Genomic DNA, 23,929 nt, shown 5'->3' with positions numbered 1-23,929 from the left:
CTTTCTCCACTTTCTATCATGACAACTTATGCGAAAATCATAATGCGGAAAATGTTGATGGATCATATGATATCGCTTGGGCGCGGGTTGATCTTCATCCTGCTCTCCACGTCCAGCATCGCGGGATTGTCTGTCGGGAAAGATGAAAGAATTGCTGATACTTCGCAGCAGAAAGAGGTTGCCATCACGATTTATGGCAATAACCTGGGTTTGATAAAAGATACGCGTCGCGTTAGTCTTGCGCGCGATTTCAATCAACTCATCTGGCTCGATGTTGCAAGGCAGATACGTCCGGAAACGGCACGATTGCTTAATCCGGCTCATTCCCGTGGATTTCGCGTACAGGAACTGAGTTTCGATCTCGATCTATTAACCCCTGGAAAACTGCTGGAGCGATACATTGGCAGGGAAATAACGGTCATTCGCGCGAATCCCGCGACAGGGGAGGAAAGGCAGGAAACCGCAGTGGTGCTTTCCGCAAATGACGGCGGGGTGTTCAAGTATGCGGATCGTGTTGAAGTCGGCAATCCTCATCTGGGTCGATTGGCTTTCCCCGCTGTTCCTGAGAGATTACAGGACAAGCCCCATCTGGCTATTTCCTTCGTCAACCCGGTTGCTGGCGAGCAGGACCTGGAACTTTCCTATTTGACAACGGGGTTATCCTGGCGAGCGGATTATGCAGTGGAATTGAATGAGCGCGAGGACCATGCGGATATTCAGGGCTGGGCGACCGTGACCAATCAAAGTGGAACAGGCTATCCCAACGCTGCCTTGCAACTGGTTGCAGGGGATGTCAATCAGGGGCGCCAAAGCGCGGCTGTGCCGCGTCATGCCATGGCCATGGCAAAGATGGTGGAGGCGACCGACCTGAAACAGGAGTCGCTGCTTGAATATCACCTCTATACCCTGGATTGCCCCATAACGCTGGCGGAGAACCAGATCAGGCAGGTGGGGCTGATGTCTGCAACCCGCATACCGGTGAAAAAGGAACTGGTCCTGACGGGTTCCGATTATTATTACTCGGGGAAATTTGCCGACATAGGGCAGAAGCTGAAGCCGGTGGTATTGCTCGAATTCAGGAACAAGGGAGAAGGACTGGGAATTCCCCTGCCTGCCGGAATAGTACGAATGTATAAAAAAGATTCACGCGGCCATATCCAGTTTGTGGGCGAGGATCAGGTGGATCATTCGGCTGCAGGGGAAATTATCCGGCTGAAACCGGGAAATGCATTCGATGTAACAGTGGAAAGAAAACAGACGGACTTCCGGAGGCTGGCGGGAGAAGGACTGAAGGACTCGCGGGAGGGGAGCACGTTCGAAAGCGCATTTGAGATTCTTTTGCGCAATGCCCGTAAAGAAGCTGTCACCGTGACGGTGCGGGAACCGATACCAGGAGATTGGCAGATGGCAGCGGAATCGCAAGCCCATAGCAGGGTTTCTTCGAATATGGCGGAATGGAAAGTGATTGTTCCTGCCGGCGGTCATAATGCCCTGAACTACCGGGTTCGTGTAAAAAACTTCTGAAGAAGTCTCCGTACTCTTATCCTCTGCGCCTATCCTCTGCTCTTATCCCTTTCTTCTTTCCTTTTGGCAATCGGAAACAGGCTGGGGGTGAGAGGAGTGAGGGGGTGGGGACGGCGTGGAAAAAACAGCCGATTCAAAAAAGAAAACCCAGTGGAGCTTTGCTTCCACCGGGCTCTGTCAGCGGGTTTAGTACTCTTATTGAACAGTCACGTTGATCTTTTTCGGCTGGACCGGTTCGCGTTTGGGGATGACGATTTCCAGAACTCCCAGGTTGGATTTGGCTGATATCGCATCCGCGTTGGCAGTGTCCGGCAGGCTGAAACGGCGATGGAAAGAGCCGTAGGTGCGCTCGACACGCTTGTAGCCTTCCTTCTCGGTAGTAGCCTCGGTTTTCTTTTCGCCCTTGATCGTGAGCACGCTTTCTTCCATGCTGATATTGATATCTTCGGGTTTTACCCCGGGAAGATCAGCCTGAAGAATGAACTTGTCCGCTTCTTCCTTGATATCTACTGCCGGCGCCCATTCGGCGGTCGCGGCGGAACCGTCGCCCGCAACGTTTTCCCGCGCAAGATCCAGTTCCCGATGTAATTGGTGCAGCAAGCTCCACGGTTCATACCGACTAATAGCCATAATATCTCCTTTGAAATAAATATCTGACATCAAGCTGATGCTGTGAATCAGCACTTATTAATCAATATAGGTTCGTTTGGCTATTTTTCAACCGATCCTCTCGATTTTTTTGTCACACCCACTGCGGAACCCGGTCGCGTATAGTGAAAAGTGGGCAGGGAATGATGCAACAACTGCTGGGGAGGATGAGAGTCGCAAAATTAGAGAAAACCCGCCGCGGGCAGGATGAGCGGAGATTGGAAGGCGAGTTCGGTTTTGCTACACCAGTGGCAACTCGCCGTTGCGAACGCCAATACTGGCAATTTTTTCCACAGCGCTGACGAAGTTCGGGTTTTCGTGCAATTTCACCAGCGAGTCCGGGTTTGGCCGCCCGCGCATGCGGGCGAGACGAATCACCCCGAGGGCGGGCAGGTCCCAATGTAACTCCGCGAGCAGCATTTCGGCCGCTTCCGGGTTATTGCACAGCAGCACCATGTCGCATCCCGCATGCAATGCTTTCTGGGCCCGCTCCAGCGGACTGCCTGCAAAAGCTGCTCCCGCCATATTCAGATCATCGCTGAAGATACACCCTTCGAAACCGAGTTCACCCCGTAAAACTTTTTTGAGCCATACTTCGGAAAAGCCAGCTGGCAATGCATCCACCTTTGGATAAATGACGTGGGCAGGCATCATGCCGGTGAGGCCGAAACCGATCATTTTACGGAATGGAATGAGGTCATCCATTTCGATCTGCGCGTACGTTCGTTCGTCCACCGGCATTTCGAAATGAGAATCGGCTTCGATATATCCATGACCAGGGAAATGTTTGCCCACCGCTGCCATTCCAGCAGATTTCAACCCGGCCATCAGGCTATGGGCCAGATCGGCAATGGCGTGCGGGTCACGGTGAAAAGCACGGTCGCGGATGACGCTGCTTTGGCCATAATCCATATCCAGAACGGGTGTAAAACTGAAATCCACGCCCGCAGCCCGTAGTTCCGCCGCCAGTACATACCCCGCCTGATGCGCCAGATGCCGCGCCTTGGCAGGATGCTCATCCCAGATCCTGCCCAGTTCGCGCATGGGAGGCAGGCGCGTGAAATCCTCCCGGAAGCGTTGAACCCTGCCTCCTTCGTGATCGACTGCGACCAGGAGCGGCGGCGTTCGCAGCGCATGGATTTCAGCGGTCAGATGCATGAGTTGCGCAAGCGAGGAATAATTGCGCGTGAACAGAATCACCCCCCCGACCAGCGGATGCCGGAGTTTGTTTTTATCATTGGCGGTGAGCTGCGTGCCTTCGATATCGAGCATGACGGGACCGAGCGACATTTATTTTTCCAATATGACAAAAGCGCAAGCGAGGTTCAGTTCGTCGCTGATTGAGAGATGGTGGCGGGTAATGCCTTCGTTCTGGGCCAGAGTGTGCAATTCAGGGTGGAACTTGAAATAGGGTTTTCCCAAAGGATCATGGGTTACTCCGATATGGCTCAGGCTGACCGGATGGCGGATACCCGTGCCAAAGGCTTTGGCAAGCGCTTCCTTGGCGGCAAAACGCTTCGCCAGGAACATGGCCGGCTGCATGGTTTTTGCATATTCCGGCCATTCCTCTTCTGTCAGCAGGCGCCGGGCGAAACGCTCTCCGTATTTTTCCAGCAGGCGCGCAATACGCGAGGTTTCAACCAGATCGGTTCCGATTCCATAAATCATTTACATGCTTCCAGCATCAGGCTTTTCATTTCCCGGACTGCCTGCTCGAAGCCCACGAACAATGCCCGAGCCACGATCGCGTGCCCGATGTTGAGCTCCAACACGCCCGGGATTGCCGCGATTGCCTGGACATTCTGGTAATGCAGGCCGTGCCCGGCGTTAACCCTGAGTCCTTGTCCGACTCCCCTGTTTACTGCTGATCGCACTCGCTCCAGTTCACCTTGCTGTTCGTCCGCCGCCTGCGCATCGGCGTAATGTCCAGTGTGAATTTCGATGACTGGCGCGCCGGCCTCAACGGACGCATCGATCTGCGCCGGCTCGGCATCGATGAATAACGAAACCCGGATGCCGGCTTCAGCCAGCCTGCGGCAGGCGCGTTGCACTTGCTCGAAATGCCGTACCACATCGAGTCCGCCTTCGGTCGTCAATTCTTCGCGCCGTTCCGGCACAAGGCAGATATCATGGGGTTTGATGCGCAGCGCAAATTCGATCATTTCATTTGTCACCGCGCTCTCCAGATTCATGCGGGTCTTGAGCGCGCCGCGCAGGATTTCCACGTCTCTGTCCTGTATGTGGCGCCGGTCTTCGCGCAAATGCAAGGTGATAGCATCTGCGCCGGCCGATTCAGCAATGAGTGCCGCCTCTATTGGATCGGGATAAGTTGTGCGGCGCGCCTGACGCAAGGTAGCGACGTGATCGATGTTAACGCCGAGTTTGATCATAATAGTATGGAAGTTTTCCTGATTCGGCTTTTTTTCAATGATTGCCCGAATGATATTTGCTCTCCCGCACATCTGGAAGAGGCAAGAGGGGCCGGGCAAAAAATGACTATATTATAATAGTGTGTGCGGCGAAGACAGTATGTACATAAAAGTGGATCGCCAGGTTGATTGCTCTGGGAACGTTACTCTTTGGATCGTTACTCCTGGCTGCTCCGTATTTGATTGAAGAGGGCGCTATAAATCCCGCATCTGAAAACCTGCGAGAGGGAAAGAGTGATCCGGAGAAAATGTCAGACCCGCGCGTTTTCTTCGCCGCGGAGCGGACGCTTCTTGCATGGGTGCGCACGGGGCTGACGATCATCGCGCTGGGTTTCGTCGTCGCCCGCTTCGGTCTGTTTCTGAATCTTCTTGTGGCTTCCGGGGAAATTTCCAAAAATGGAGGGGCTGCCAGCGCTCATGGAATCTCCGGTGTGTTCGGCATTATTCTTGTGCTCTCAGGCACCGTGACCATTCTCGGCGCCTTGCTCAATCACAGGCATTATGTAAGCTCATTGCCGCTTGAGGATCTGCCCAGGTTGTCCCTGCCCTGGCTCTCATCGTTCCTGTCATTATCGGTTGCTACCATAGGATTTCTGCTGGCGGTATACCTCCTGTTTACCTGAAACATATAGGGAGTCGATCATGTTAGAAAGGGGAGGGCAGGACTCGCGATGCCCGCGATGCGGAGTTTTAAGTTGATTGATCCTTCAAGTGAGAGGTGGAAGTAATGATGTGCCCGATAACGAGAATAGTGATTGCTACGGACATTTCCGATTTTGCGAGGCGTGCCGAATCTCGCGCGGCGCTTCTGGCGCAGGAATTGAGCAGCGAGTCTCTGGATCTGATACACGTACTTGATAGTCTCGCGCTGGAATCCTTGCGTAATCTGACTCCACCCCTGGATACCGAGCAGCGGTTGATGCAGGGGTCTCGCGAGCAAATGGCGGAGATCAAGCGCAGGCTCACCGCCAGTTATGGGATAAAGGTTACGACAACGACGGTAAATGTTGGACGGGCGGATACAGAGATCGCACATTATGCCAGCCTCCTCAAGGCAGGGTTGGTCGTGTTGGGCGCTTTCGGCGGGGGCGCGGTTCGGGAATTCGTCATCGGCTCGACTGCGGATAAGGTTCTGCGAACGCTCTCTTGTCCGTTGCTGATCGTCAAACAGGAACCTGAGGCAAGCTATCGGCGTGTGCTGGTCCCCGTCGATTTTTCAGAATCCTCGCACCGGGCAGTAGAAATGGCCCTGACCATCGCTCCTCATGCAAGTATCATTGTCCTGCATGCATTTGAAGTGCCGTTCGAAGGCAGACTGGATTTCAACGACGAGAGAATACAGGCATTTCGTGCCGAAGTGAAAACCCGCATAAATGTGGAGATGCAAAAACTTCTCTCGGATTTCGAGGCTTCGGGTCGTTCGCTCGCGGCAGTTATCGAATTGGGTCCAGCAGTCGATACAGTGATAAAAAAAGCAGAAGAGATCGGTGCCGATCTGATTGTCGTCGGGAAACACGGCAAATCGGGATGGGAGAGCATGCTGCTTGGCAGCGTTGCCAGACGTGTAATTCAGGAAGCGGCTTGCGATGTGCTGGTGGTGGAGCGGGCCGACGCTGACGCAGGTTAGCTCCTGAACCGGTTGCCGCCATTTCTGCGTCTCTGGGAGATGTGTAATGGCTCAGATGACGTTCAACGGTATTTTGAGGTACGAAATACCGTTATTCTCGGATGGCGGCATGATGCCTGCGCGCACATTCACCTGGATCGACGGCAGCAGCAGCGTGGGCATTTCGAGGGTCCGGTCGCGCGCTTCGCGCATCGCGACGAACCGGTCTTCATCAATGCCGTCGCGCACATGTACATTATTTGCGCGCTGTTCCCCCACACTCGTTTCCCATTGAGGGGAGCGGCCTTGCGGCGGATAATCATGGCACATGAACAAGCGGGTATCTGCGGGATAATCCAGTATTTTCCTTATTGACCGGAATAGTCTGCGTGCACTCCCTCCCGGAAAATCGGCGCGCGCCGTGCCAACGTCCGGCATGAACAGGGTATCGCCGACAAAGATCGCCTCCTCTACCTGATAGGACAAGTCCGCCGGCGTATGGCCCGGTGTCGAGAGCACTTTCACGTTCAGTTTGCCGACGCTGAAAACCTCGTTATCGGCGAATAAATGGTCAAACTGTTTGCCGTCCGGCGTGAAGTCTGTTTCAAGGTTGAATATTTTCCTGAAGGTTTCCTGCACGATGGGAATCTCCTTCCCGATCGCTGTCTTGCCCCCCAGTCTTTTCTTCAGATAGTGCGCTGCTGTGAGATGGTCGGCATGCGCATGGGTCTCCAGAATCCATTCTGTCGTCAGATTCTTTTCTTCGATAAAGGCAATCAGTTTATTCGCTGATGTAGTGCGCGTTCTGCCTGATTTGGGATCGTAATCCAGTACTGGAGCAATGATTACACAATGTCCAGTCGGCTCATCGAAAACCACGTAGCTTACTGTCCAGGTCGCGCCGTCAAAAAAAGCTTCGATATTCGGTTTCATTTACTCTCTCTTCCAAGGTTTGATTGGGATATCCAGAAGCAAGGCACTAGATAAAAACTTGACAATAATATATCTATAAATATAATATTTGTTAATATAATATCAATAATAATAATATTGATGAGATGGCACAATGATTAGAGGATTGGTGGCAGGGGTTAGCCATGAGAACTTTAGGTATAGATCTTTAAAGGAAGTAGGAAGCATCTGGCGGAATTCAGATGAGCAAATGAACAATTTACACAGCGCTTATTCAGCAGGAGGAAGCGTCAATGTTCATTGACTGGAATCACTTCACGCCCTGGTCTGCTTTGGCAGGAGGCGTACTTATAGGTGCAGCAGTGGCGCTACTGATACTTATGAACGGAAGGATTGCTGGAATTTCGGGGATACTCGGCGGTTTGTTGAAGCTGAAGAGGGAAGACACGGGCTGGCGTTTCGCATTTGTTTCCGGGTTGGTAGCGGCGCCACTGGTATGGCAGTCGTTCATGCGCCTTCCCTCGGTGGAAGTGGATGGAAGCTACGGCACCATAGCCGCTGCGGGCCTGCTCGTGGGTCTCGGCACACGCTTCGGATCCCGCTGTACCAGCGGACATGGGGTGTGCGGCGTGTCACGCCTGTCGCCGCGCTCGATCGTGGCTACGCTGGTTTTCATGGGAACAGGCTTTGTCGTCGTTTATCTCGTTCGTCATGTTTTTCAGGCCTGACCCGGCAGGAGGTAAAAATGATCAGCTTGGTGGCGTGGGTGTCCGGACTCGTCTTTGGCTTTGGACTGATTCTCGCGGGAATGGCAAATCCCGCCAAAGTCCTGGCTTTTCTCGATATATCCGGCTTATAGGATCCCTCGCTTGCATTTGTAATGGCGGGAGCAATCGCTATAGGGGCCGTTGCCTTCGCGCTTGCCCGCAATCGGGGCAGCAGCTACCTCGGAGTATCAATCAGTCTTCCTGCTTCTCGTGTTATCGACAAGCGGCTCGTCCTTGGCAGTTTCGTCTTCGGGATCGGCTGGGGCATGGCTGGCATATGCCCCGGTCCGGCGCTGGTCCTGCTCGGAAGTGGTAGCGGCAAAGGTATCGTATTAGTTGCGGCCATGCTGGTGGGAATGGGAATTTTTGAGCTGCTGGAAAGACGACATTCAAAGGATCGCCCCGAGACGGGGGCAGCACCGGGTAAGGTGTGAATCGAGGAACACGGGTTATGAAACCGGAAGATTTCCCGGATATTTCCGCAATGAGGACTTCTGCCTCCACGGTATGCGGGATGCTGAAAGTGCTGGCGAACGAAGACAGATTGCTGATTTTGTGTCAGCTCATCAAGGGCGCCTGCAATGTGGGCGAGCTGGAGGCGCTGCTGGGGATTCGGCAGCCGACGCTTTCCCAACAGCTGACGGTGCTGCGTGACGAGGGCCTCGTCACCACCGAAAAAAAGGTAAATACATCTATTATACGCTCGCCAGCTTGGAGACAGTTCAGATCATGCAGACATTATATCGCCTCTACTGCAGGAGAGACGAAGGCATCGACTCTTGAGCATTCGATGAAAATCAATCGAGGAGAAAGAAGGATGAACAAGGATATGCCGCAGACTCAACAGACACAAGGGATGACAGCTGATCCGGTCACTTTGGCCCGCCACTGGAGCAATACTTTCGATGTGGTCGTGGTCGGCGGTGGATCAGCAGGTATCGGAGTAACCGCAAGCCTTCTGCGTAGATGCTCCTCACTGCGGATCGATTCTACGTTGAAAACAGCGCCGCATTCTTCGGGGAGAAGGCTTGACACTTATGCCGCCTGTTGTCTTCTGCCTGTTCTGCAGGGACGCGTATTACAATTGCTGAAACTCCTTCAGTAACTGGCGTGTATGCAATGGCTTATCTCCCAGATAGTGGTTGAGCAGCGCGCGCATCAGAATCCTGCTCTGCAGACGCGTCAGGGAGGCTGAATAGTCTCCCTGGCTCATATCAAGCAGTGTTTTTCCACTTAACTGGAGATTAAAAAGGCAGTTGCCGTTGCTCGCTGCCACGGGCCCCCGCTCGATTTCGTAGCAGTACGTCTGGTTTGGTTTAATCACTTTTCCTGATGAAACATCGTGATCGAGTGTCAAGGCATAACCCATCTCCTGCAGGAGGCGCTGCTCGAAGCGGCGTAGTATGGGAATGTAATCGCTTGCCGTACTCAGGTCAGACAAGGCCTCCTGATAGCAGGCAAATAATCGTTCGTGCGGGTCATGGCGGTGCAATAGCCGTATCAAAAGTTCATTGAGATAAAATCCGCAGATCAGGGCGGTTCCCTGTAAGGGTAGCTGCCCACCCTGCCATTCAGCTTTATGCAAGGTGCGTAATTCGGACTTCCCCCCCCAGCTCAACAGGAGAGGCTGGAATGCGCGCAGCAAGCCCCTCAGGGCAGATGTGGGTCGCTTGGCGCCTTTCGCAATCACGGCAATACGCCCGGAATTTTGCGTGAAAACTTCTACGATAAGGCTGGTTTCAAGATAAGGATAGCTGTGCAGCACAAAAGCGGGTTGTGCTTCTTGACGCTGTTTATCTACGCTCATGTTTAGGGAGCATCAGCGGTTATCATCGGGCTTGATCACGCCCACCGGAAAGATGCCTCAAAAGATTATGTACGGGATACCGGAAGCCCGGTCGAGCACACTACTGTCCGGAATAAAATTAGTGACAACCTGGGGAACTGCATGGGCGAAAGATGGGCGTAGGGCCAGACGGAATGCTTGTGGCGCCGCTTACTCATATCCGAGGCTTTTCAAGGTTCGGGCATCTTCGGCCCAGCCGCTTTTTACCTTTACCCAGACCTTGAGATAAACCTTGCCACCGAAGCTTTCTTCCATATCTTTGCGCGCCTGGGTAGCGATCAGCTTCAATTTTTCTCCATCCTTACCGATGACAATCGCTTTCTGCCCGGATTTGTCTACCACAATGGAAGCGTGAATCCTGCGCAGTTCGCCTTCCATCACAAACTGGTCAATGATGACGCTGGTAGAATAAGGAATCTCTTCTCCCAACAGCCGGAACAATTTTTCGCGAACCAGTTCCGCGGCTATGAAGCGTTCATCCCGGTCAGTTACTTCATCTTCCTGGAATAATGGCGGATTTTGCGGCAGGTGCGGTCGTATCGCAGCTATCAATTCGGGTAGCCGCCCTCCATTCTCGGCGCTTACCGGCACCAAGGCTGCGAAGTCAAATTCCTTTGACGTTTTTTCGAGGAAGGGAAGCAGTTGGGATTTATCGGGCAGGCGGTCTATTTTGTTGAGGGCAAGAACCACGGGTTTGTTTTTTGGCAGGAGTTTCACCACCAGCTTGTCGCGATCGTCGAAGTGCATCGCTTCAATCACCAGTATCACGACATCCACATCCCGCAGCGTCTGGGTAACCAGACGATTCATCCCGCTGTTCAAGCGGCTTTTATGCCGCGTCTGGAACCCCGGGGTGTCGACAAAAACAAATTGGGAGTGTGCATCAGTGAAAATTCCATGTATGCGATGCCGCGTCGTCTGGGATTTTTTTGATGTAATACTGATCTTTTGCCCGACCAACCTGTTCAGCAGGGTGGATTTGCCTACGTTGGGACGGCCAACGATAGCAATATAACCGCTGCGATAGGCTGGGTCTGCAAGGGGAGCTTCAGTGTTCATCAGAAAAGGTTTGCGCCAATATACACTCGCGGAAATTCCTCACAGCCGTGCTGTTGGAATATTTGGTTGTGGCAGGGAGTGTTTCACAGTTCAGGAAAGCACGAAAGTTGTTCTCTATTGAGTCAGCGGGCAAACAGTATGAACGTCCTCTCGGCTGAAGTCAGTAAACCGGAATCCAGCCAAACCAACGATGGCCTGCTTTGAACGTCACTTGATGCCGGATTCGAGTCAGGCTCGGAATGAAGAGATTCATAATATTTCTGGCCGGGTCAATAATGCGACTGGAGTTGTTCATAAGCTTGCCTGGCTGCGTGCTGTTCCGCGCTGCGACGGCTCGCACCTTCGCCCAGAGTGCGGATTTCAGGCCGGGAAATCACGCATTCCACCTGAAACTGCTGCTGGTGAGCCTCGCCTCGGGTAGCAACGACAGCATACCTGGGCAGCGCCAGCTTGCAGCTCTGGAGATATTCCTGCAAAAGGGTTTTGGGATCCTTGCCGAGGGTATGGGTGTTCATCTCCCCTAAGGAGGGAGCGAAAAGAATTTCAACTGTCTTCTCGGCCTGCTCAAAACCCGCGTCGAGATATATGGCGCCAATCACAGCTTCCAGCGCATCCGCAAGAATCGAAGGCCGTTTGTCTCCTCCGCTTTTGAGTTCACCTTCACCAAATCGGATAAGCTTTCCCAGCTCAAGCGTTTGCGCCAGTTCAGCCAGCACCTTCTGGTTTACGAGGTTTGCCCGTATCCGTGACAGACCGCCTTCGCTGAGGTCAGGAAAATGATGGAATATCAATCCGGCGACGGCGCAGTTGAGGACGGCGTCGCCAAGAAATTCAAGCCGTTCGTTGTGAGGGATGCTGTGGCTTCTGTGCGTCAGCGCTTGCCGCAGCAATTCGGCACGATGGAAGGTGTGACCGAGTTTCCGGCACAGCGCCGCACTTTCCATATTCCGGTAAGCTGTCCCCAATTTTGCGCGCCCTCCCACCAACTGTGGCGAGTGATCTGCCACATGCTCAAGGTCCCGATTGCCGCCCGAATTACTTGATCGATAATCCGATGCGTTTCAGGTCGCTGAAATTCCACCAGATCATGAAAGCCTTGCCGACAATGTTCTGGTCGGGTACGAATCCCCAATAACGACTGTCACTGCTGCTGTCCCGGTTGTCTCCCATTGCAAAGTAGTTGCCGGGAGGAACCTTGCAGGTAAATCCACGATCGTTATAGCTGCAATTTTCATGATGGGGGAAGGGGAGCACACCCCCTAGCTGGATACTATCCTTCTCCTGGGGATTGATAAGGACATTATAGCGGTGATTTCCGAGCGACTCCGTGTAGCTGCGGCTGTAAACGAATTTCAGGCCCGATTCCACATAGGTATATTCTCCGTTTGGTTCCATCCTCACCGGTACGTTGTTGACGCTCAGTTGCTTGTCACGGTAAGTGATGATATCTCCGGGTATCCCCACGATACGCTTGATGTAATCCATGGATGGATCCACCGGGTAGCGAAAAACCATGACCTCGCCACGCTGAGGAGTGTTTATATCCATCAGCTTGACGTTGGCGACCGGCAGCCGGATGCCGTAAGTATATTTATTGACGAGAATGAAATCTCCTACCAGCAGAGTCGGAATCATCGAGCCCGAGGGGATTTTGAAAGGCTCAACCAGGAAAGAACGCAGGCAGAACACGACAAGAATCACCGGGAAAAAGCTTTTCGGATACTCCACCCACCATGGCCCCTGGTTTCCCGGCGCGCGGCGTGGTTGCAGCACGATACGATCGAGCAGGGCGATACTGCCGGTGATCAGCAGCAATATCAGCATAATGAGCGGAAAGTTCATTCTTGTTCCTTATTCCCTTCGGGTGGACAGTCCATTGCCCGCCCGGAAACGGGATTTTTCCGGTGAGCATGTGCCGCTTGTTGAAGGCATCGCATCGTATTGTTTGAACTACTTTTCTCCAACCTGCAGAATCGCGAGAAACGCTTCCTGTGGAATCTCGACATTGCCGACTTGCTTCATGCGCTTTTTACCGGCTTTCTGTTTTTCCAGAAGCTTGCGTTTACGCGTTATATCGCCGCCATAGCATTTGGCCAGCACATTCTTGCGCAAGGCCTTGATACTTTCCCTGGCGATAATGTGCGAGCCTATGGCGGCTTGAACAGCGATGTCGAACATCTGCCGGGGAATCAGTTCGCGCATTTTCTGCGCGAGTTCCCGTCCGCGGTACTGGCTGCTCGCACGATGCACAATCAGCGACAAGGCATCCACGCGCTCGCCATTGATGAGGATATCCAGCTTGACAAGATCGGAAGCCCTGAACTCCTTGAATTCGTAATCCAGTGAAGCGTAACCGCGGCTGGTCGATTTTAACCTGTCGAAGAAATCCATGACGACTTCATTGAGCGGGATTTCATAGGTCAGCATGATCTGCCTGCCCATATATTGCATATTCTTCTGGATTCCCCGCTTGCTGATGCAAAGCGTAATGACCGATCCGACATATTCCTGCGGGACGAGGATGGTTGCCGTAATGATCGGCTCCCGAATCTGCTCTATTTTTGAGAGATCAGGCAGTCTGGACGGGTTTTCGATTTCAACGACCGATCCCTCGCGCAGCACGACCTGATACACCACCGTTGGCGCGGTGGTGATGAGGTTCATGTCGTATTCCCGCTCCAGTCTTTCCTGTACGATGTCGAGATGAAGGAGTCCGAGAAAGCCGCAGCGAAAACCGAACCCCAACGCCTGCGACGTTTCCGGCTCGTATTGCAATGAAGAATCATTGAGTTTCAACTTCTCCAGCGCATCGCGCAGGGCGTCGTACTGGTTGGATTCCACGGGGTAGAGTCCCGCGAACACCTGCGGTTTGATCTCCTTGAAGCCGAGCAGCGGTTGGGGGGCGGGGCGGTCAGCGAGTGTTACCGTATCGCCGACCTTGGCAGACTTCAACTCCTTGATTCCGGAAATAATGAAGCCCACTTCACCGGCGCTGAGAGATTCCCGGTTTCTGGATTTGGGCGTAAATACGCCCACTTGTTCACACAAGTGAGTAGTTTTACTGGCCATCAGCAATATTCTGTCCTTAGGCTTCAATACCCCATCCATTACCCGCACCAGCATTACCACGCCCACATAGTTGTCGAACCAGGAATCGATGATAAGGGCCTTCAGGGGCGCTTCCGGATTCCCCTTCGGCGGGGGAATACGCGAAATCACCGCTTCCAGGATATCCTCCACACCGAAACCGGTTTTTGCGCTTGCCCGCACGGCATCCTGGGCTTCTATGCCGATGATATCTTCAATTTCCTTGATGACGCGTTCCGGTTCGGCGGCGGGCAGATCGATCTTGTTCAGCACCGGTATGACTTCCACGCCCTGTTCGATTGCGGTGTAGCAATTTGCAACGGTTTGGGCTTCCACGCCCTGGGAAGCATCAACCACCAGGAGGGCTCCCTCGCAGGCTGCGAGAGAGCGTGATACTTCATAGGAGAAGTCGACGTGGCCGGGTGTATCGATCAGATTCAGGAGATAGCGGCTGCCATCACGGGATTTGTATTCCAGAGCCGCCGTCTGCGCCTTGATGGTGATTCCGCGCTCGCGCTCCAGCTCCATCGAGTCCAGCACCTGTTCTTCCATTTCCCGGTCGGATAGCCCTCCGCATAAATGGATGATGCGGTCCGCGAGCGTGGACTTGCCGTGATCGATATGGGCGATGATGGAAAAGTTGCGGATGTGCTGCATCAGGGATCGGGATGGCAAGGGAAGAGGGTGATAACAGGACGATGCCGGAATTCACCGGCAATCAAAAAAGGGCACATGGTGTGCCCTCTCATGGCGTGGCCCTCTGGTCGCACGTGTATCCGGTCCCTGCAAATTCTTGTTCAAGACGGACATTTTAGCGAATTTTGAGGAAATAAGCACCTGCCGAGTCGCCTTCTTCCCCTTTATCGTCGGGGAAGAAGGCGGCCACCGCTTCTGCAAAAGAACGGGGTACTATTTTTCGATTCGCTGAAATATCCGGGCAAACGCATTCAGGTCGAGGTGATAGTGGCAGATTTCCCTGTTTCCGGCCATCAACACCGGGACTCGTTGCCCATAGCGTGATTGCAGATCACTGTCGCTATCCACATCCACGACCTCGAGCTGGAAAGGATAGTCTGGCTTCAATTCCTGCAGGGCCGCAAGCATGTCCTGGCAGAGGTGGCAGTGCTCGCGGCCATAAACTGTCAGCAAGACAGGGAAATCAGGATCGGGAGCAGCCATTTATTTGTTTTCACCACTCATCTTCATGGTGATGAAGGTGGCGGTATCGCCGCGTTTCACCAGCAGGGCAATATTGCGTCCTTTCTCGACCTTGTTGAGCAACTGGTTGAATTGATCAACCGTTTTGACATCCTGATTATTGATGCTCAGAATGACATCGCCGGGTCGGACCCCCGCGCGGCTTGCGATACCGGGCACCATATCCTCGACCAGAAGCCCGCTTTCAGTTTCCAGTTCCTTCTTCTGATCCGAAGTCAGCTCGATCAGGCTCAAGCCGATGCGATTCGCTGTATCCGGCATCGTGCCCCGCTTTCCAGAACGCGCCGCTGGTTTTTCATCCTCTGGAAGCTCATCCACTGTAATCGTGAGCTCCTTGGTCGATCCATTCCGCCACACCTGCATCTGCACTTTCGTGCCTGGCTTGGTCGAGCCAACTATGCGTGGCAGATCGCCCGAAGAATTCACGGTCTTGCCGTCGAACTTGAGAATGATATCCCGTGCTTGAATGCCTGCCTTGTCTGCCGGGCCGCCTTTCTGGACAGAAGCTACCAGCGCGCCGGCTGGCTTGGGTAAACCGAACGATTCCGCAAGCTCCTTTGTGATTTCCTGAATCAGCACGCCGATTCTGCCCCGGCTCACCCTGCCGCTTGCAATCAGCTGATTTGATATATCCCGGGCAACATCGATGGGAATAGCGAATGACAAACCCATGAATCCGCCGGTGCGGCTGTAAATCTGAGAATTGACGCCGACCACCTCACCGTTCATATTGAACAGCGGTCCGCCGGAATTCCCGGGGTTGATCGCGACATCCGTCTGGATGAAGGGCACGAAATTTTCCTGCGCCAGAGAGCGTCCTTTGGCGCTGACAATCCCGGCAGTAACGCTGTTTTCAAAGCCGAAGGGTGATCCGATCGCTACCACCCATTCTCCCACCTTCATTTTGTTGGGATCACCCTGGGTGACTTTCGGCAGTCCGGTAGCATCGATCTTGAGGAGAGCGATGTCCGTCTTCCGGTCCGCCCCAATCAGCTTTGCCCGGAACTCCCGCTTATCCGTAAGCTTTACATTGATTTCATCGGCTCCATCGATCAGATGGGTATTTGTCAGAATATAGCCGTCCGAACTGATAATGAAGCCGGAACCTACCGATCTGGATTCGAAATCTCGTGGCATTCCTCCATAAGGCTGCATGTGTCTCCGGAAAAACTCGAAAAACGGATCATCCTCGGGTATGTTCGGCATTCCCGGGAAAGCGCGTTCCGTGGCTGCATTGCCTGACTGAACGGTGCTGATATTTACGACCGAAGGTCCTTCTCTTTCGACCAACCCGGTAAAATCCGGCAATTCGCGCGCTGGCGCTTCCGCAAACACGCTCGTGGATAATCCAAGCAGCGCCACCAGTAAAAATTTAGCAATCATACTTTTTCTTCCATGGAGTAGAAACGGGTGAACCTTCATCCATCTGGCCAAGATAATGGGATAGTAGTACCAGGCCCCCATTCAGTCCAAGTCGCAGCCGGCCTGTCTTGACGGCCTAACGACTGGTAACGGAATTGCCGATTTGCATTACAGTGGCTGGCGGTACTTCGCCTATGGCAGTTACCCTGTTGTCGCCGAGAGTACGTGTATAGATATTGATCGCGCCGCGGCTGTGGTAGAGACCTTCGACCGGAGAAGAAGCCTCCCCGGAATGGGGCTCGATAAATACCGACACGGCAGCAAGACCATCCGAGAGAGCAATATGCGCAACAGGACGTGATTTACCGGAGAGATTACGTTTCATTTCCACAATCTTTTTGAATCCCGGAGGCGGGTCTTTGACATGCCAGCCAAGCTTCCCGCGACCTTGTGTCGAGGAGACAAGATTTGTCTTGCGCCATTCGGCAGCTTGACCCGAATATTTGGATTTCAACAGATCCTTGTCTATTTCACCGCCAATTTTCAGGTCGGTGAATACAAATTGTTCCACCACCCGGCCTTTATCCATTACGGCTGCTTTCAGCAACAAGCCGGTATTGAGATCCATCCATAATCTCTGGCCATAACGCTTGTCATCCCTGGGCTCCAGCTCGATGACCTGGCTGGCATAATCGCTGACCCGCTCCTGCTTGCCCTTTTTGACGATATAGTTATCGTCGAGATTGATCAACGGCTGAGGCAGCAGCGCGGGAAAAACTTTTCGCAACCAGCGTTTTTCCGTCACCACGGTCTTGCTTTCCGGCAGATAACATCTCATTTCATCGTTGTTGCGGATAATCTCACGTGGAGGGCCATCCAGCACCACGCTTTTTTCCTGCTCACCTTCCTCATTCACCAGATGGATGATGCGCGATGTTTCTATCTGATCGTCAGACGAATAGACGAATGTCCCGACATAATTGTAATGGCGCGGCGCGGCGGCAATCTTTTGCAGCCAGTTAAGCGCCTCGGGGGATGAGGGGGATGAACTGGAGGGATTTTGCGCGAATGCGGATTGGACGATGACTGTCAGCAACAGGGAAGACAGTGAAACCTGTGTCATCTGTGGACGTTATCGCGCGCTTTCCGCCGATGTACGCATGAAAGGAACTGCCCCCTGTATTGTGGTGCTAGGCGAGAATTGCCGGTGCGCCAGGAGATAGTCGTTGATTTGTGCAGACTCGGACGCGGCGATGGAAGCTTTGGCGGGAATTACAGGATAGGTGGCAACGGGCGCTACAGTGGCTGCAGAAGTCGAGGGGGACGTCCTGTTATCGGCCAGATTCTGCCTCAAAAGATCCGACTCTTGCGTCGTTTGCAGAATTATCCATCCACCCACCATTGCTGCCGCGATGGAGGCCGCAGCGGCATAAGTTCTCGGCCTGCGCTTCGGGGTCGGATGAAGCAACGTTGTGTTTGGTACCGTGGATACCGTTGGTTCCGCTATCAGTCTTGCGTTAACTCGCCGCGTAATATCGAGTGGCTTGATCTCCGATTGACCCAACGCATCGCTGATCAGGTGGTAAGCAACCCAGCGTTCCCGTAGCTCCTCCGCGTTCCTGAATTGCTCGATCACTACCGCCGCATCGTCTGCGTCCAGTTCACCATCCATCAATGCCGATATTTTTTCTTGCATATTACCACCTCTTATCTTTACCAGTCCCCAGCAAGGGGCGCAGTTTTTCCGCTATTGCTTCCCGTGCACGAAATATTCGCGAACGGACCGTGCCGATAGGGCAATTCATGATTGCTGCGATTTCCTCGTAGCTCAGTCCCTCGATTTCTCTCAACGTAATTGCCGTACGCAGTTCTTCAGGCAATTCTTCCAGCGTTTGGTTCACCGTTTGAGCGATCTGTTTGCTTGTCAGTTCGCTCTCGGGCGTATTCATTTCGCGCAGCTGGCTCGCTTCTTCAAAACCTTCGGCCTCTTCGCTGTCAAATCCTGTCGTGGTGGTAGGTGCCCGCCGTCCTTGAGCCACCAGAAAATTCTTGGCAGTATTGATGCCTATCCTGTACAACCAGGTATAAAATGCGCTGTCTCCCCTAAACGACGGTAGTGCACGGTAAGCCTTGATAAAGGCTTCCTGGGTTACATCCTCTACTTCTGACGCATCCCGGATGAATTGCGAAAGGAGACGTGCAAGCTTGCGCTGGTATTTGATCACCAGAAGATCGAAGGCCTGCTTGTCGCCATGCTGCGCGCGTTCCACCAGTTGCTGATCGATTTCCCGGTCACCCATGCCGCCTGATTCCTGAATTAACGAATTTCTTGCCTGTAACTGCTTCATTATAAGGCAGCTCAGCCAAGTATACCCGTTCAGGAGCCCATCGGGAATTACGCACCGGTCCATCGACCGCCGTCTGTGTGAACAGACAACGCGTAGTATAAATTAGTTCAGTTGAAAATGTGGTTATTCCAGCAGATAGAGTACATGTCAGATTCAGGGCCCTGTTGGCACTTGTTTCGCGGGAGCGAAACAAGTGCCAACAGGGCCTCATCATGCGTTTATGCCGCCATCTTGCGACAGTGCTCCGCGCACTGGCGGCAGGCTTGCACGCACTCTTCCATTCCATCCAGCTGTTCGCAACTTTTAGCACAGGCCTCACAAATTTCGGCACAGGCGCCACAGACCTTGGGACTGAATCTGGAGCCGCTGAGCATGAAATTCAGTGACGTCTGGCAGATTTCCGCGCAATTCATCATCAGCCGGAGGTGGTCGGCCTCGACATGTTTGCCGCCTGATTCCAGGCAATGGTTCATCGCCATTTGCAGGCAGGTGCGATGACAATGGTTGCATGCATCGATACAGGCTTGCAGATTCTGATCGGTTTCCGTGTATAAAAACATGGTCTTCTCCTTCTCCGTTTTTGAGAAATTTTTCAGGAGCGATGGAACTTCATCAAACCCGCTAGCACATAATGTGCGCCAGCCACTGCTTCAGATTCTGTACGCTAGCAGACATAAAATTCAGGGCCGGGAAGGAGACGGGCGATGGCGAAGCAGGAATAGGGATGGATTGTTGCTATCATTGTTCGGATTACGCGTCTTTCATCCAGATTGAGGCAGATGGGAAGTCATCACAGTCGCGGCCACGGTTTTTCCAGCATGTCATCTCATACCGGGCACTCCGGACACCACAACCACTCTCCCGCACGCAATCATGGACGTGCGTTCGTTATTGCCATCGCCTTGAACGCCGGCTTTGTCGTAGTTGAGTTCGGTTACGGCTTTGCCGCCAACTCGACGGCGCTCATGGCGGATGCAGGCCATAATTTATCGGATGTGCTCGGGCTTGCGTTAGCGTGGGGCGCGGCGATTTTGAGCCGCAAGGCGCCCAGCGAACGTTATACCTATGGTTTGCGAAGCACTTCGATACTCGCCGCGCTGGCAAATGCTGTTCTGCTCCTGGTGGCATGCGGTGCAATCGCCTGGGAAGCTTTTCAGCGGTTCTCGCAACCCCCGATAGTAGCCGGTCTCACCGTTGCAGTCGTCGCGACCGCTGGTCTTCTGATCAACGGTCTGTCTGCCTGGCTGTTTTTGAAGGGGAGCAAGGAGGACCTGAATATTCGCGGCGCTTTCCTGCACATGGCGGCGGATGCCGCGGTTTCGGCCGGCGTTCTGGTATCCGGGGTGGCGATCCTTTTCACGCAATGGTATTGGCTCGACCCGGTGATCAGCCTGATGGTCGTTGTCGTCATTATCTTCAATACATGGGGTCTTCTGCGCGATTCGGTTCAACTTGCGCTAAGCGCTGTACCCCCGCATATCGACATTGCCGCGATCGAAGCTTTTCTGCGCAACCAGCCGGGTGTGACGGACGTACATGAGCTACATATATGGGGCCTGAGCACGACCGAAAGCGCGCTCACTGTCCACCTCGTCATGCCAGATGGGTATCCTGGCGATTCTTTCATGGACAGCATCAGAACGACCCTGGAAGCGCGCTACGCCATTCATCACAGTACCCTGGAGATCGAACAGGGCACCATCAGTCATTATTGTCCGGTAATCAGAGTCGATTGATCTTCGTTGATTGGAGTTAAAATCACCCAGCATCTATAGAAAGAATGAAGTGAGGCGGAAGATGGAAGATCAATCGACAATCGACAATCGACTCTGACCCCGGTGACTTTGCTGCCATAAATGCATTCGTCAGGTCTGTTATCATTCCCTGCTCACAAAAACAGATAACGACGATCAGTGTCACAGCTTAATTTCGATACCCTGATAATTGGCAGCGGCCTGGCTGGGCTCACCCTCGCGCTCAATCTGGCGCAAAACAGGAAAGTAGGCCTCATCACCAAGCGTGCGCTGCTCGATGGAGCAAGCGGATGGGCGCAGGGGGGAATCGCCGCAACATTATCGGAAGAAGATTCGCCCCAAGCTCACCTCCACGATACTCTCGTCGCAGGCGCGGGTCTCTGCAACGAAGAGGTGACGCGATATGTAGTGGAAAATGGTCCCCAGGCGGTCCAATGGCTGATCGATCAGGGAGTGCCTTTCACGCGCGATGGCGGCAACGGGACCGGCTATCATCTGACCCGTGAAGGCGGGCATAGCGTGCGCCGCATCATTCATGCGGCGGATGCGACCGGGAGGGCAGTGCAATTGACTCTGATCGAAAGAGCGCATGCCCACCCGAATATCACCGTGCTGGAGTACCATGTCGCGATCGACCTGATCACCAGCGCCAAACTGGCTGGCCGTGGTGAGCGATCCCACAGGAACGGCAATCGCTGCCTTGGCGCTTACGTGCTGGACAGCAGGGAAGGGAGGGTGCGCACCATAGCGGCGAGCAACACCGTGCTGGCAACGGGTGGAGCGGGCAAAGTCTATCTCTACACTACCAATCCGGATACTTCGACCGGCGATGGCATCGCCATGGGCTGGCGTGCAGGCTGCCGCATAGCGAATATGGAGTTCATCCAGTTTCATCCCACTTGCCTTTATCATCCTCACGCCAAATCGTTCCTCATCAGCGAAGCGGTGCGAGGCGAGGGGGGGCTACTGAAACTGCCCGATGGCACGCGTTTCATGCCCGCGCACGATGAACGTGCGGAACTTGCCCCGCGTGACATCGTGGCGCGCGCAATCGACTTCGAAATGAAGAAGCGCGGGCTCGACTGCGTGTACCTGGATATCTCGCACAAGCCGGCAAACTTCCTGAAGGAGCATTTTCCGACCATTTACCAGCGCTGCCTGGAATTCGGCATCGATATCACCAGAGAACCGATTCCCGTCGTGCCTGCGGCTCACTATACATGTGGCGGTGTCGTCACCGATTGGAACGGAAAAACTGATCTGGACAATCTTTATGCGATTGGCGAAACCGCGCACACCGGTCTGCACGGAGCCAATCGCCTGGCGAGCAATTCACTGCTGGAGTGCCTGGTATTCGGACAGGCCGCCGCTCGGGATATCATGCAGCAGATACCTGAACCCATCACCGCATTGCCGCCATGGGATGAAAGTCGCGTGACCAACGCCGATGAGGAAATCGTCATCTCCCATAACTGGGATGAGTTGCGGCGCTTCATGTGGAGTTACGTCGGCATCGTCCGCACCACTAAGCGGCTGCAGCGGGCGCAGCACCGCATCAGTCTTTTGCACGAAGAGATCAACGAGTACTACGCGAATTTCCACGTCACGAATGACCTGCTGGAATTGCGCAATCTCGTGGATACAGCGGACCTGATCGTGCAAAGTGCGATGCTGCGCCATGAAAGCCGCGGCCTGCACTACAGCAAGGATTATCCGGACTTGCTGCCGGAGGCGAGGGATACGGTGTTGAAGCGGGAGCAGTAAGAGGTGAAGTGAGCTGCTGCGTGGTGGCAAGCCCGATCAATTTCTCCCGCACACTTCTTTCGTATCAATCGAAAACTCGCACGGCTGCGGCTTTCCCACCCAGCGGTGACGGTCCATGCGTCCGGAACATCCGGCGTCTTCGAGAAGGGCGCGCTGCCCGGAGGCATCGCAAACCAGCACGACTGAATGCCTGTCCTGGCGCAGCACTCTCACCTTATAACCTTTAAAGTTTCGGAGCAGCGCCGGGTCATGTTGCGTTGCCCGCACGAGCAGCTCCTTTTCATCGAGCCCGGACGGGGGATTCTTGAAGCGAACGGTGGATTCCACCGCAGCCGCGAGTTTGGTCAATGCTGAAGCCTTGATAAACATCTCTTCGCTATAAGGATGCTTTGGGGTGGGGGCGCACCCTGCAACGAGCGATAGTACAAGCGCGATAGTTATGCTGACGAGGATACCGGCAGGATGTGTGCTCATGAGGCAACCTTTTGCCAATGGATAAGGTTGCCCTGATCGTCTTTTCCTGTATCCAGATTGCAATTCACCACGGCCGTCAGGTAGCTATTGTCGTTTTCGAAGACGGCCTTGGCGATGTGCGACCAGGTAGCAAGAACATTCTCCAGGGCGCGATCAAATATCGCATCATAGCTCATGAGTTCAAGCGGGGTCGCAAGGCTTTCCAGATATTGCGGGTCGAGATCGTCAACCGCAGGGTAGGTCAAACCGATGTTGGCAGCGACATGTCGGGCAAAGGGAGGAAGTAAATTTCCTTCTTCCGCTTTGTCGACAACGAACTTGAATGCGCTGTGCCAATTATCGATAACTGGAGGGTCGGTTTGATAAGCACTGGCATAACAGGTTTCAAGCATGCTCTGCCAGGCGAGTGTAACGGCAGGATCGAGTTTTCCGCTGCCAGGTTTATCGCAGCAGCCCCAGATTCCGGAATCCAGATGTTCCGCCAGGCCGATCTCACCGATATTCAATCGCTGGAAAATATAGGCATCCTGATGCATTTCGCATATCCTGTGCTTATCCTTGTTCTTCCGGTATTCACCTACCTTGAGTTCGATGACAGGATGAATCGTCGTATCAGTAACGACATGGCTGGTATATCCCAGGAGCCATGAAAATGCCTTTTGCAGGGATGCTCCATCGAGTTTTTTGATCCACTCGACCCCCGCTTTGATCATTTCGCCGGTTCTCTGATAGTGCATCCGATCCGCCCACTCGCCAGCGCTGGAGTGAGCAATGTCCAGATAGGGATAATCAGGGCTGACCGCGCCAAGCTCACAGAAACGGAAGTAATCCAGTACCGGGACAATTGCTTCCGGAGGAAACCCGGACTTTTCCAGCCGGTCCGGTTCCTTGACCAGGTTCACCATAGTAAGGTGTGCATAGGCGCCAGGCATGGATAGTCGCAGATAGTGATTGATCGAGAGTGTGGTGGAGAACAATGTTATTGTATATCCTGCCTCGATTTCGGGAAGTGTTCAGACAGCAGGCGGAATATTTCTTCCCATGGTAGTCACAGGATCCAGCAAAGATCGGATCTGGTCACACCAGATTTGGCATGATTCGCTTCGCCATAGATTGCCTACAGTGGTTTAA

The 23,929-nt window shown here is 53.6% G+C and carries 25 protein-coding genes and 1 pseudogene; 8 read left to right on the top strand and 18 right to left on the bottom strand.

From position 1 onward, the window contains the following. Positions 1-57: 57 nt before the first annotated feature. Complete coding sequence (locus C8R21_RS11225; protein ID WP_258192369.1) at positions 58-1,524, top strand: DUF4139 domain-containing protein; 1,467 nt, start codon at positions 58-60, stop codon at positions 1,522-1,524. Between the two features lie 195 nt (positions 1,525-1,719). On the opposite strand, the gene C8R21_RS11220 is transcribed toward C8R21_RS11225, so the two are convergent. From C8R21_RS11220 to pdxJ, 4 genes are all read right to left on the bottom strand, one after another. Beyond that, the gene (locus C8R21_RS11220; RefSeq protein WP_107762789.1) at positions 1,720-2,154 is read right to left on the bottom strand and encodes an Hsp20/alpha crystallin family protein; all 435 of its coding nucleotides are present in this window, start codon (positions 2,152-2,154) and stop codon (positions 1,720-1,722) included. A gap of 258 nt (positions 2,155-2,412) precedes the next feature. Continuing rightward, a complete protein-coding gene (gene nagZ / locus C8R21_RS11215; RefSeq protein ID WP_107762777.1) occupies positions 2,413-3,462 on the bottom strand; it encodes a beta-N-acetylhexosaminidase in 1,050 nt (349 codons plus the stop codon). Then, positions 3,463-3,840, bottom strand: coding sequence for a holo-ACP synthase (gene acpS / locus C8R21_RS11210; RefSeq protein WP_107762776.1), 378 nt, complete (start codon positions 3,838-3,840; stop codon positions 3,463-3,465). Next, the gene (pdxJ, locus tag C8R21_RS11205; protein WP_107762775.1) at positions 3,837-4,562 is read right to left on the bottom strand and encodes a pyridoxine 5'-phosphate synthase; all 726 of its coding nucleotides are present in this window, start codon (positions 4,560-4,562) and stop codon (positions 3,837-3,839) included. The genes acpS and pdxJ overlap by 4 nt, the downstream gene beginning before the upstream one ends. A gap of 287 nt (positions 4,563-4,849) precedes the next feature. Here pdxJ and C8R21_RS11200 point away from each other — a divergent pair, with 287 nt between their 5' ends. Next, entirely contained in the window at positions 4,850-5,224 is a 375-nt protein-coding gene (locus C8R21_RS11200; RefSeq protein WP_107762788.1) for a YidH family protein, read from the top strand. A 104-nt stretch (positions 5,225-5,328) separates the two neighbouring features. Beyond that, the gene (locus tag C8R21_RS11195) at positions 5,329-6,228 is read left to right on the top strand and encodes a universal stress protein (RefSeq protein ID WP_258192368.1); all 900 of its coding nucleotides are present in this window, start codon (positions 5,329-5,331) and stop codon (positions 6,226-6,228) included. Between the two features lie 51 nt (positions 6,229-6,279). Here C8R21_RS11195 and C8R21_RS11190 read toward each other — a convergent pair whose 3' ends face one another. Next, positions 6,280-7,140 (bottom strand): MBL fold metallo-hydrolase, encoded by an 861-nt coding sequence (locus tag C8R21_RS11190; protein WP_107762773.1) that lies wholly within the window; start codon positions 7,138-7,140, stop codon positions 6,280-6,282. Positions 7,141-7,412: 272 nt separating this feature from the next. Here C8R21_RS11190 and C8R21_RS11185 point away from each other — a divergent pair, with 272 nt between their 5' ends. From C8R21_RS11185 to C8R21_RS16600, 3 genes and pseudogenes are all read left to right on the top strand, one after another. Continuing rightward, complete coding sequence (locus tag C8R21_RS11185) at positions 7,413-7,847, top strand: YeeE/YedE family protein (RefSeq protein ID WP_107762772.1); 435 nt, start codon at positions 7,413-7,415, stop codon at positions 7,845-7,847. A 17-nt stretch (positions 7,848-7,864) separates the two neighbouring features. Continuing rightward, positions 7,865-8,320, top strand: a pseudogene (locus C8R21_RS11180) (DUF6691 family protein). Between the two features lie 80 nt (positions 8,321-8,400). Further along, positions 8,401-8,991, top strand: a complete 591-nt coding sequence (locus C8R21_RS16600) for an ArsR/SmtB family transcription factor (RefSeq protein ID WP_308811393.1) — start codon at positions 8,401-8,403, stop codon at positions 8,989-8,991. Here the strand turns inward: C8R21_RS16600 and recO are convergent. The 11 genes from recO to C8R21_RS11120 form a co-directional block, all read right to left on the bottom strand. After that, positions 8,965-9,693: a DNA repair protein RecO gene (gene recO, locus C8R21_RS11170; protein ID WP_107762771.1), complete on the bottom strand. Its 729-nt coding sequence runs from the start codon at positions 9,691-9,693 to the stop codon at positions 8,965-8,967. The two genes, C8R21_RS16600 and recO, sit on opposite strands and share 27 nt — an antisense overlap. Positions 9,694-9,882: 189 nt before the next feature. Next, positions 9,883-10,791, bottom strand: a complete 909-nt coding sequence (gene era / locus C8R21_RS11165) for a GTPase Era (protein WP_107762770.1) — start codon at positions 10,789-10,791, stop codon at positions 9,883-9,885. A gap of 269 nt (positions 10,792-11,060) precedes the next feature. Next, positions 11,061-11,735, bottom strand: a complete 675-nt coding sequence (gene rnc / locus C8R21_RS11160; protein ID WP_107762769.1) for a ribonuclease III — start codon at positions 11,733-11,735, stop codon at positions 11,061-11,063. Positions 11,736-11,826: 91 nt separating this feature from the next. Continuing rightward, on the bottom strand, positions 11,827-12,633 hold the full coding sequence (lepB, locus tag C8R21_RS11155; protein ID WP_074974906.1) for a signal peptidase I: 807 nt from the start codon (positions 12,631-12,633) through the stop codon (positions 11,827-11,829). A gap of 108 nt (positions 12,634-12,741) precedes the next feature. Beyond that, on the bottom strand, positions 12,742-14,538 hold the full coding sequence (lepA, locus tag C8R21_RS11150) for a translation elongation factor 4 (protein ID WP_181258911.1): 1,797 nt from the start codon (positions 14,536-14,538) through the stop codon (positions 12,742-12,744). A gap of 249 nt (positions 14,539-14,787) precedes the next feature. Then, the gene (locus tag C8R21_RS11145) at positions 14,788-15,057 is read right to left on the bottom strand and encodes a glutaredoxin family protein (RefSeq protein ID WP_074974907.1); all 270 of its coding nucleotides are present in this window, start codon (positions 15,055-15,057) and stop codon (positions 14,788-14,790) included. Next, entirely contained in the window at positions 15,058-16,479 is a 1,422-nt protein-coding gene (locus C8R21_RS11140; RefSeq protein WP_107762767.1) for a DegQ family serine endoprotease, read from the bottom strand. Between the two features lie 115 nt (positions 16,480-16,594). After that, positions 16,595-17,581: a MucB/RseB C-terminal domain-containing protein gene (locus tag C8R21_RS11135; RefSeq protein WP_107762766.1), complete on the bottom strand. Its 987-nt coding sequence runs from the start codon at positions 17,579-17,581 to the stop codon at positions 16,595-16,597. A gap of 9 nt (positions 17,582-17,590) precedes the next feature. Beyond that, the gene (locus C8R21_RS11130) at positions 17,591-18,154 is read right to left on the bottom strand and encodes a sigma-E factor negative regulatory protein (protein ID WP_107762765.1); all 564 of its coding nucleotides are present in this window, start codon (positions 18,152-18,154) and stop codon (positions 17,591-17,593) included. A gap of 1 nt (position 18,155) precedes the next feature. After that, positions 18,156-18,758 (bottom strand): RNA polymerase sigma factor RpoE, encoded by a 603-nt coding sequence (rpoE, locus tag C8R21_RS11125; RefSeq protein ID WP_074974911.1) that lies wholly within the window; start codon positions 18,756-18,758, stop codon positions 18,156-18,158. A 266-nt stretch (positions 18,759-19,024) separates the two neighbouring features. Beyond that, positions 19,025-19,366: a four-helix bundle copper-binding protein gene (locus tag C8R21_RS11120; RefSeq protein ID WP_107762764.1), complete on the bottom strand. Its 342-nt coding sequence runs from the start codon at positions 19,364-19,366 to the stop codon at positions 19,025-19,027. Between the two features lie 219 nt (positions 19,367-19,585). Here C8R21_RS11120 and C8R21_RS11115 point away from each other — a divergent pair, with 219 nt between their 5' ends. Both C8R21_RS11115 and nadB read left to right on the top strand, forming a co-directional pair. Next, a complete protein-coding gene (locus C8R21_RS11115) occupies positions 19,586-20,542 on the top strand; it encodes a cation diffusion facilitator family transporter (protein WP_107762763.1) in 957 nt (318 codons plus the stop codon). A 177-nt stretch (positions 20,543-20,719) separates the two neighbouring features. After that, complete coding sequence (gene nadB, locus C8R21_RS11110; RefSeq protein ID WP_107762762.1) at positions 20,720-22,324, top strand: L-aspartate oxidase; 1,605 nt, start codon at positions 20,720-20,722, stop codon at positions 22,322-22,324. A gap of 36 nt (positions 22,325-22,360) precedes the next feature. Here nadB and C8R21_RS11105 read toward each other — a convergent pair whose 3' ends face one another. Next, entirely contained in the window at positions 22,361-22,798 is a 438-nt protein-coding gene (locus tag C8R21_RS11105; protein WP_074974915.1) for a hypothetical protein, read from the bottom strand. Continuing rightward, positions 22,795-23,775: a zinc dependent phospholipase C family protein gene (locus C8R21_RS11100; protein ID WP_258192367.1), complete on the bottom strand. Its 981-nt coding sequence runs from the start codon at positions 23,773-23,775 to the stop codon at positions 22,795-22,797. The genes C8R21_RS11105 and C8R21_RS11100 overlap by 4 nt, the downstream gene beginning before the upstream one ends. Positions 23,776-23,929: the final 154 nt, after the last annotated feature.

Source organism: Nitrosospira multiformis, assembly GCF_003050865.1.
Lineage (GTDB): Bacteria > Pseudomonadota > Gammaproteobacteria > Burkholderiales > Nitrosomonadaceae > Nitrosospira > Nitrosospira multiformis_E.
The sequence above is the reverse complement of the archived record's forward strand: the minus strand, read 5'-3'. Positions and strand labels throughout refer to the sequence as shown.

What these genes read in the sequence shown, in the direction of transcription:
- C8R21_RS11130 (WP_107762765.1), bottom strand. Translation starts at nt 18,154, where the DNA reads ATGCAAGAAAAAATATCGGCATTGATGGATGGTGAACTGGACGCAGAC.
- pdxJ (WP_107762775.1), bottom strand. Translation starts at nt 4,562, where the DNA reads ATGATCAAACTCGGCGTTAACATCGATCACGTCGCTACCTTGCGTCAG.
- C8R21_RS11145 (WP_074974907.1), bottom strand. Translation starts at nt 15,057, where the DNA reads ATGGCTGCTCCCGATCCTGATTTCCCTGTCTTGCTGACAGTTTATGGC.
- C8R21_RS11195 (WP_258192368.1), top strand. Translation starts at nt 5,329, where the DNA reads ATGATGTGCCCGATAACGAGAATAGTGATTGCTACGGACATTTCCGAT.
- C8R21_RS11120 (WP_107762764.1), bottom strand. Translation starts at nt 19,366, where the DNA reads ATGTTTTTATACACGGAAACCGATCAGAATCTGCAAGCCTGTATCGAT.
- C8R21_RS11135 (WP_107762766.1), bottom strand. Translation starts at nt 17,581, where the DNA reads ATGACACAGGTTTCACTGTCTTCCCTGTTGCTGACAGTCATCGTCCAA.
- C8R21_RS11225 (WP_258192369.1), top strand. Translation starts at nt 58, where the DNA reads ATGGATCATATGATATCGCTTGGGCGCGGGTTGATCTTCATCCTGCTC.
- C8R21_RS11185 (WP_107762772.1), top strand. Translation starts at nt 7,413, where the DNA reads ATGTTCATTGACTGGAATCACTTCACGCCCTGGTCTGCTTTGGCAGGA.
- C8R21_RS11200 (WP_107762788.1), top strand. Translation starts at nt 4,850, where the DNA reads ATGTCAGACCCGCGCGTTTTCTTCGCCGCGGAGCGGACGCTTCTTGCA.
- recO (WP_107762771.1), bottom strand. Translation starts at nt 9,693, where the DNA reads ATGAGCGTAGATAAACAGCGTCAAGAAGCACAACCCGCTTTTGTGCTG.
- C8R21_RS11140 (WP_107762767.1), bottom strand. Translation starts at nt 16,479, where the DNA reads ATGATTGCTAAATTTTTACTGGTGGCGCTGCTTGGATTATCCACGAGC.
- lepB (WP_074974906.1), bottom strand. Translation starts at nt 12,633, where the DNA reads ATGAACTTTCCGCTCATTATGCTGATATTGCTGCTGATCACCGGCAGT.
- rnc (WP_107762769.1), bottom strand. Translation starts at nt 11,735, where the DNA reads ATGGAAAGTGCGGCGCTGTGCCGGAAACTCGGTCACACCTTCCATCGT.
- era (WP_107762770.1), bottom strand. Translation starts at nt 10,791, where the DNA reads ATGAACACTGAAGCTCCCCTTGCAGACCCAGCCTATCGCAGCGGTTAT.
- C8R21_RS11190 (WP_107762773.1), bottom strand. Translation starts at nt 7,140, where the DNA reads ATGAAACCGAATATCGAAGCTTTTTTTGACGGCGCGACCTGGACAGTA.
- C8R21_RS16600 (WP_308811393.1), top strand. Translation starts at nt 8,401, where the DNA reads ATGCTGAAAGTGCTGGCGAACGAAGACAGATTGCTGATTTTGTGTCAG.
- rpoE (WP_074974911.1), bottom strand. Translation starts at nt 18,758, where the DNA reads ATGGGTGACCGGGAAATCGATCAGCAACTGGTGGAACGCGCGCAGCAT.
- acpS (WP_107762776.1), bottom strand. Translation starts at nt 3,840, where the DNA reads ATGATTTATGGAATCGGAACCGATCTGGTTGAAACCTCGCGTATTGCG.
- C8R21_RS11220 (WP_107762789.1), bottom strand. Translation starts at nt 2,154, where the DNA reads ATGGCTATTAGTCGGTATGAACCGTGGAGCTTGCTGCACCAATTACAT.
- nagZ (WP_107762777.1), bottom strand. Translation starts at nt 3,462, where the DNA reads ATGTCGCTCGGTCCCGTCATGCTCGATATCGAAGGCACGCAGCTCACC.
- C8R21_RS11105 (WP_074974915.1), bottom strand. Translation starts at nt 22,798, where the DNA reads ATGAGCACACATCCTGCCGGTATCCTCGTCAGCATAACTATCGCGCTT.
- C8R21_RS11115 (WP_107762763.1), top strand. Translation starts at nt 19,586, where the DNA reads ATGGGAAGTCATCACAGTCGCGGCCACGGTTTTTCCAGCATGTCATCT.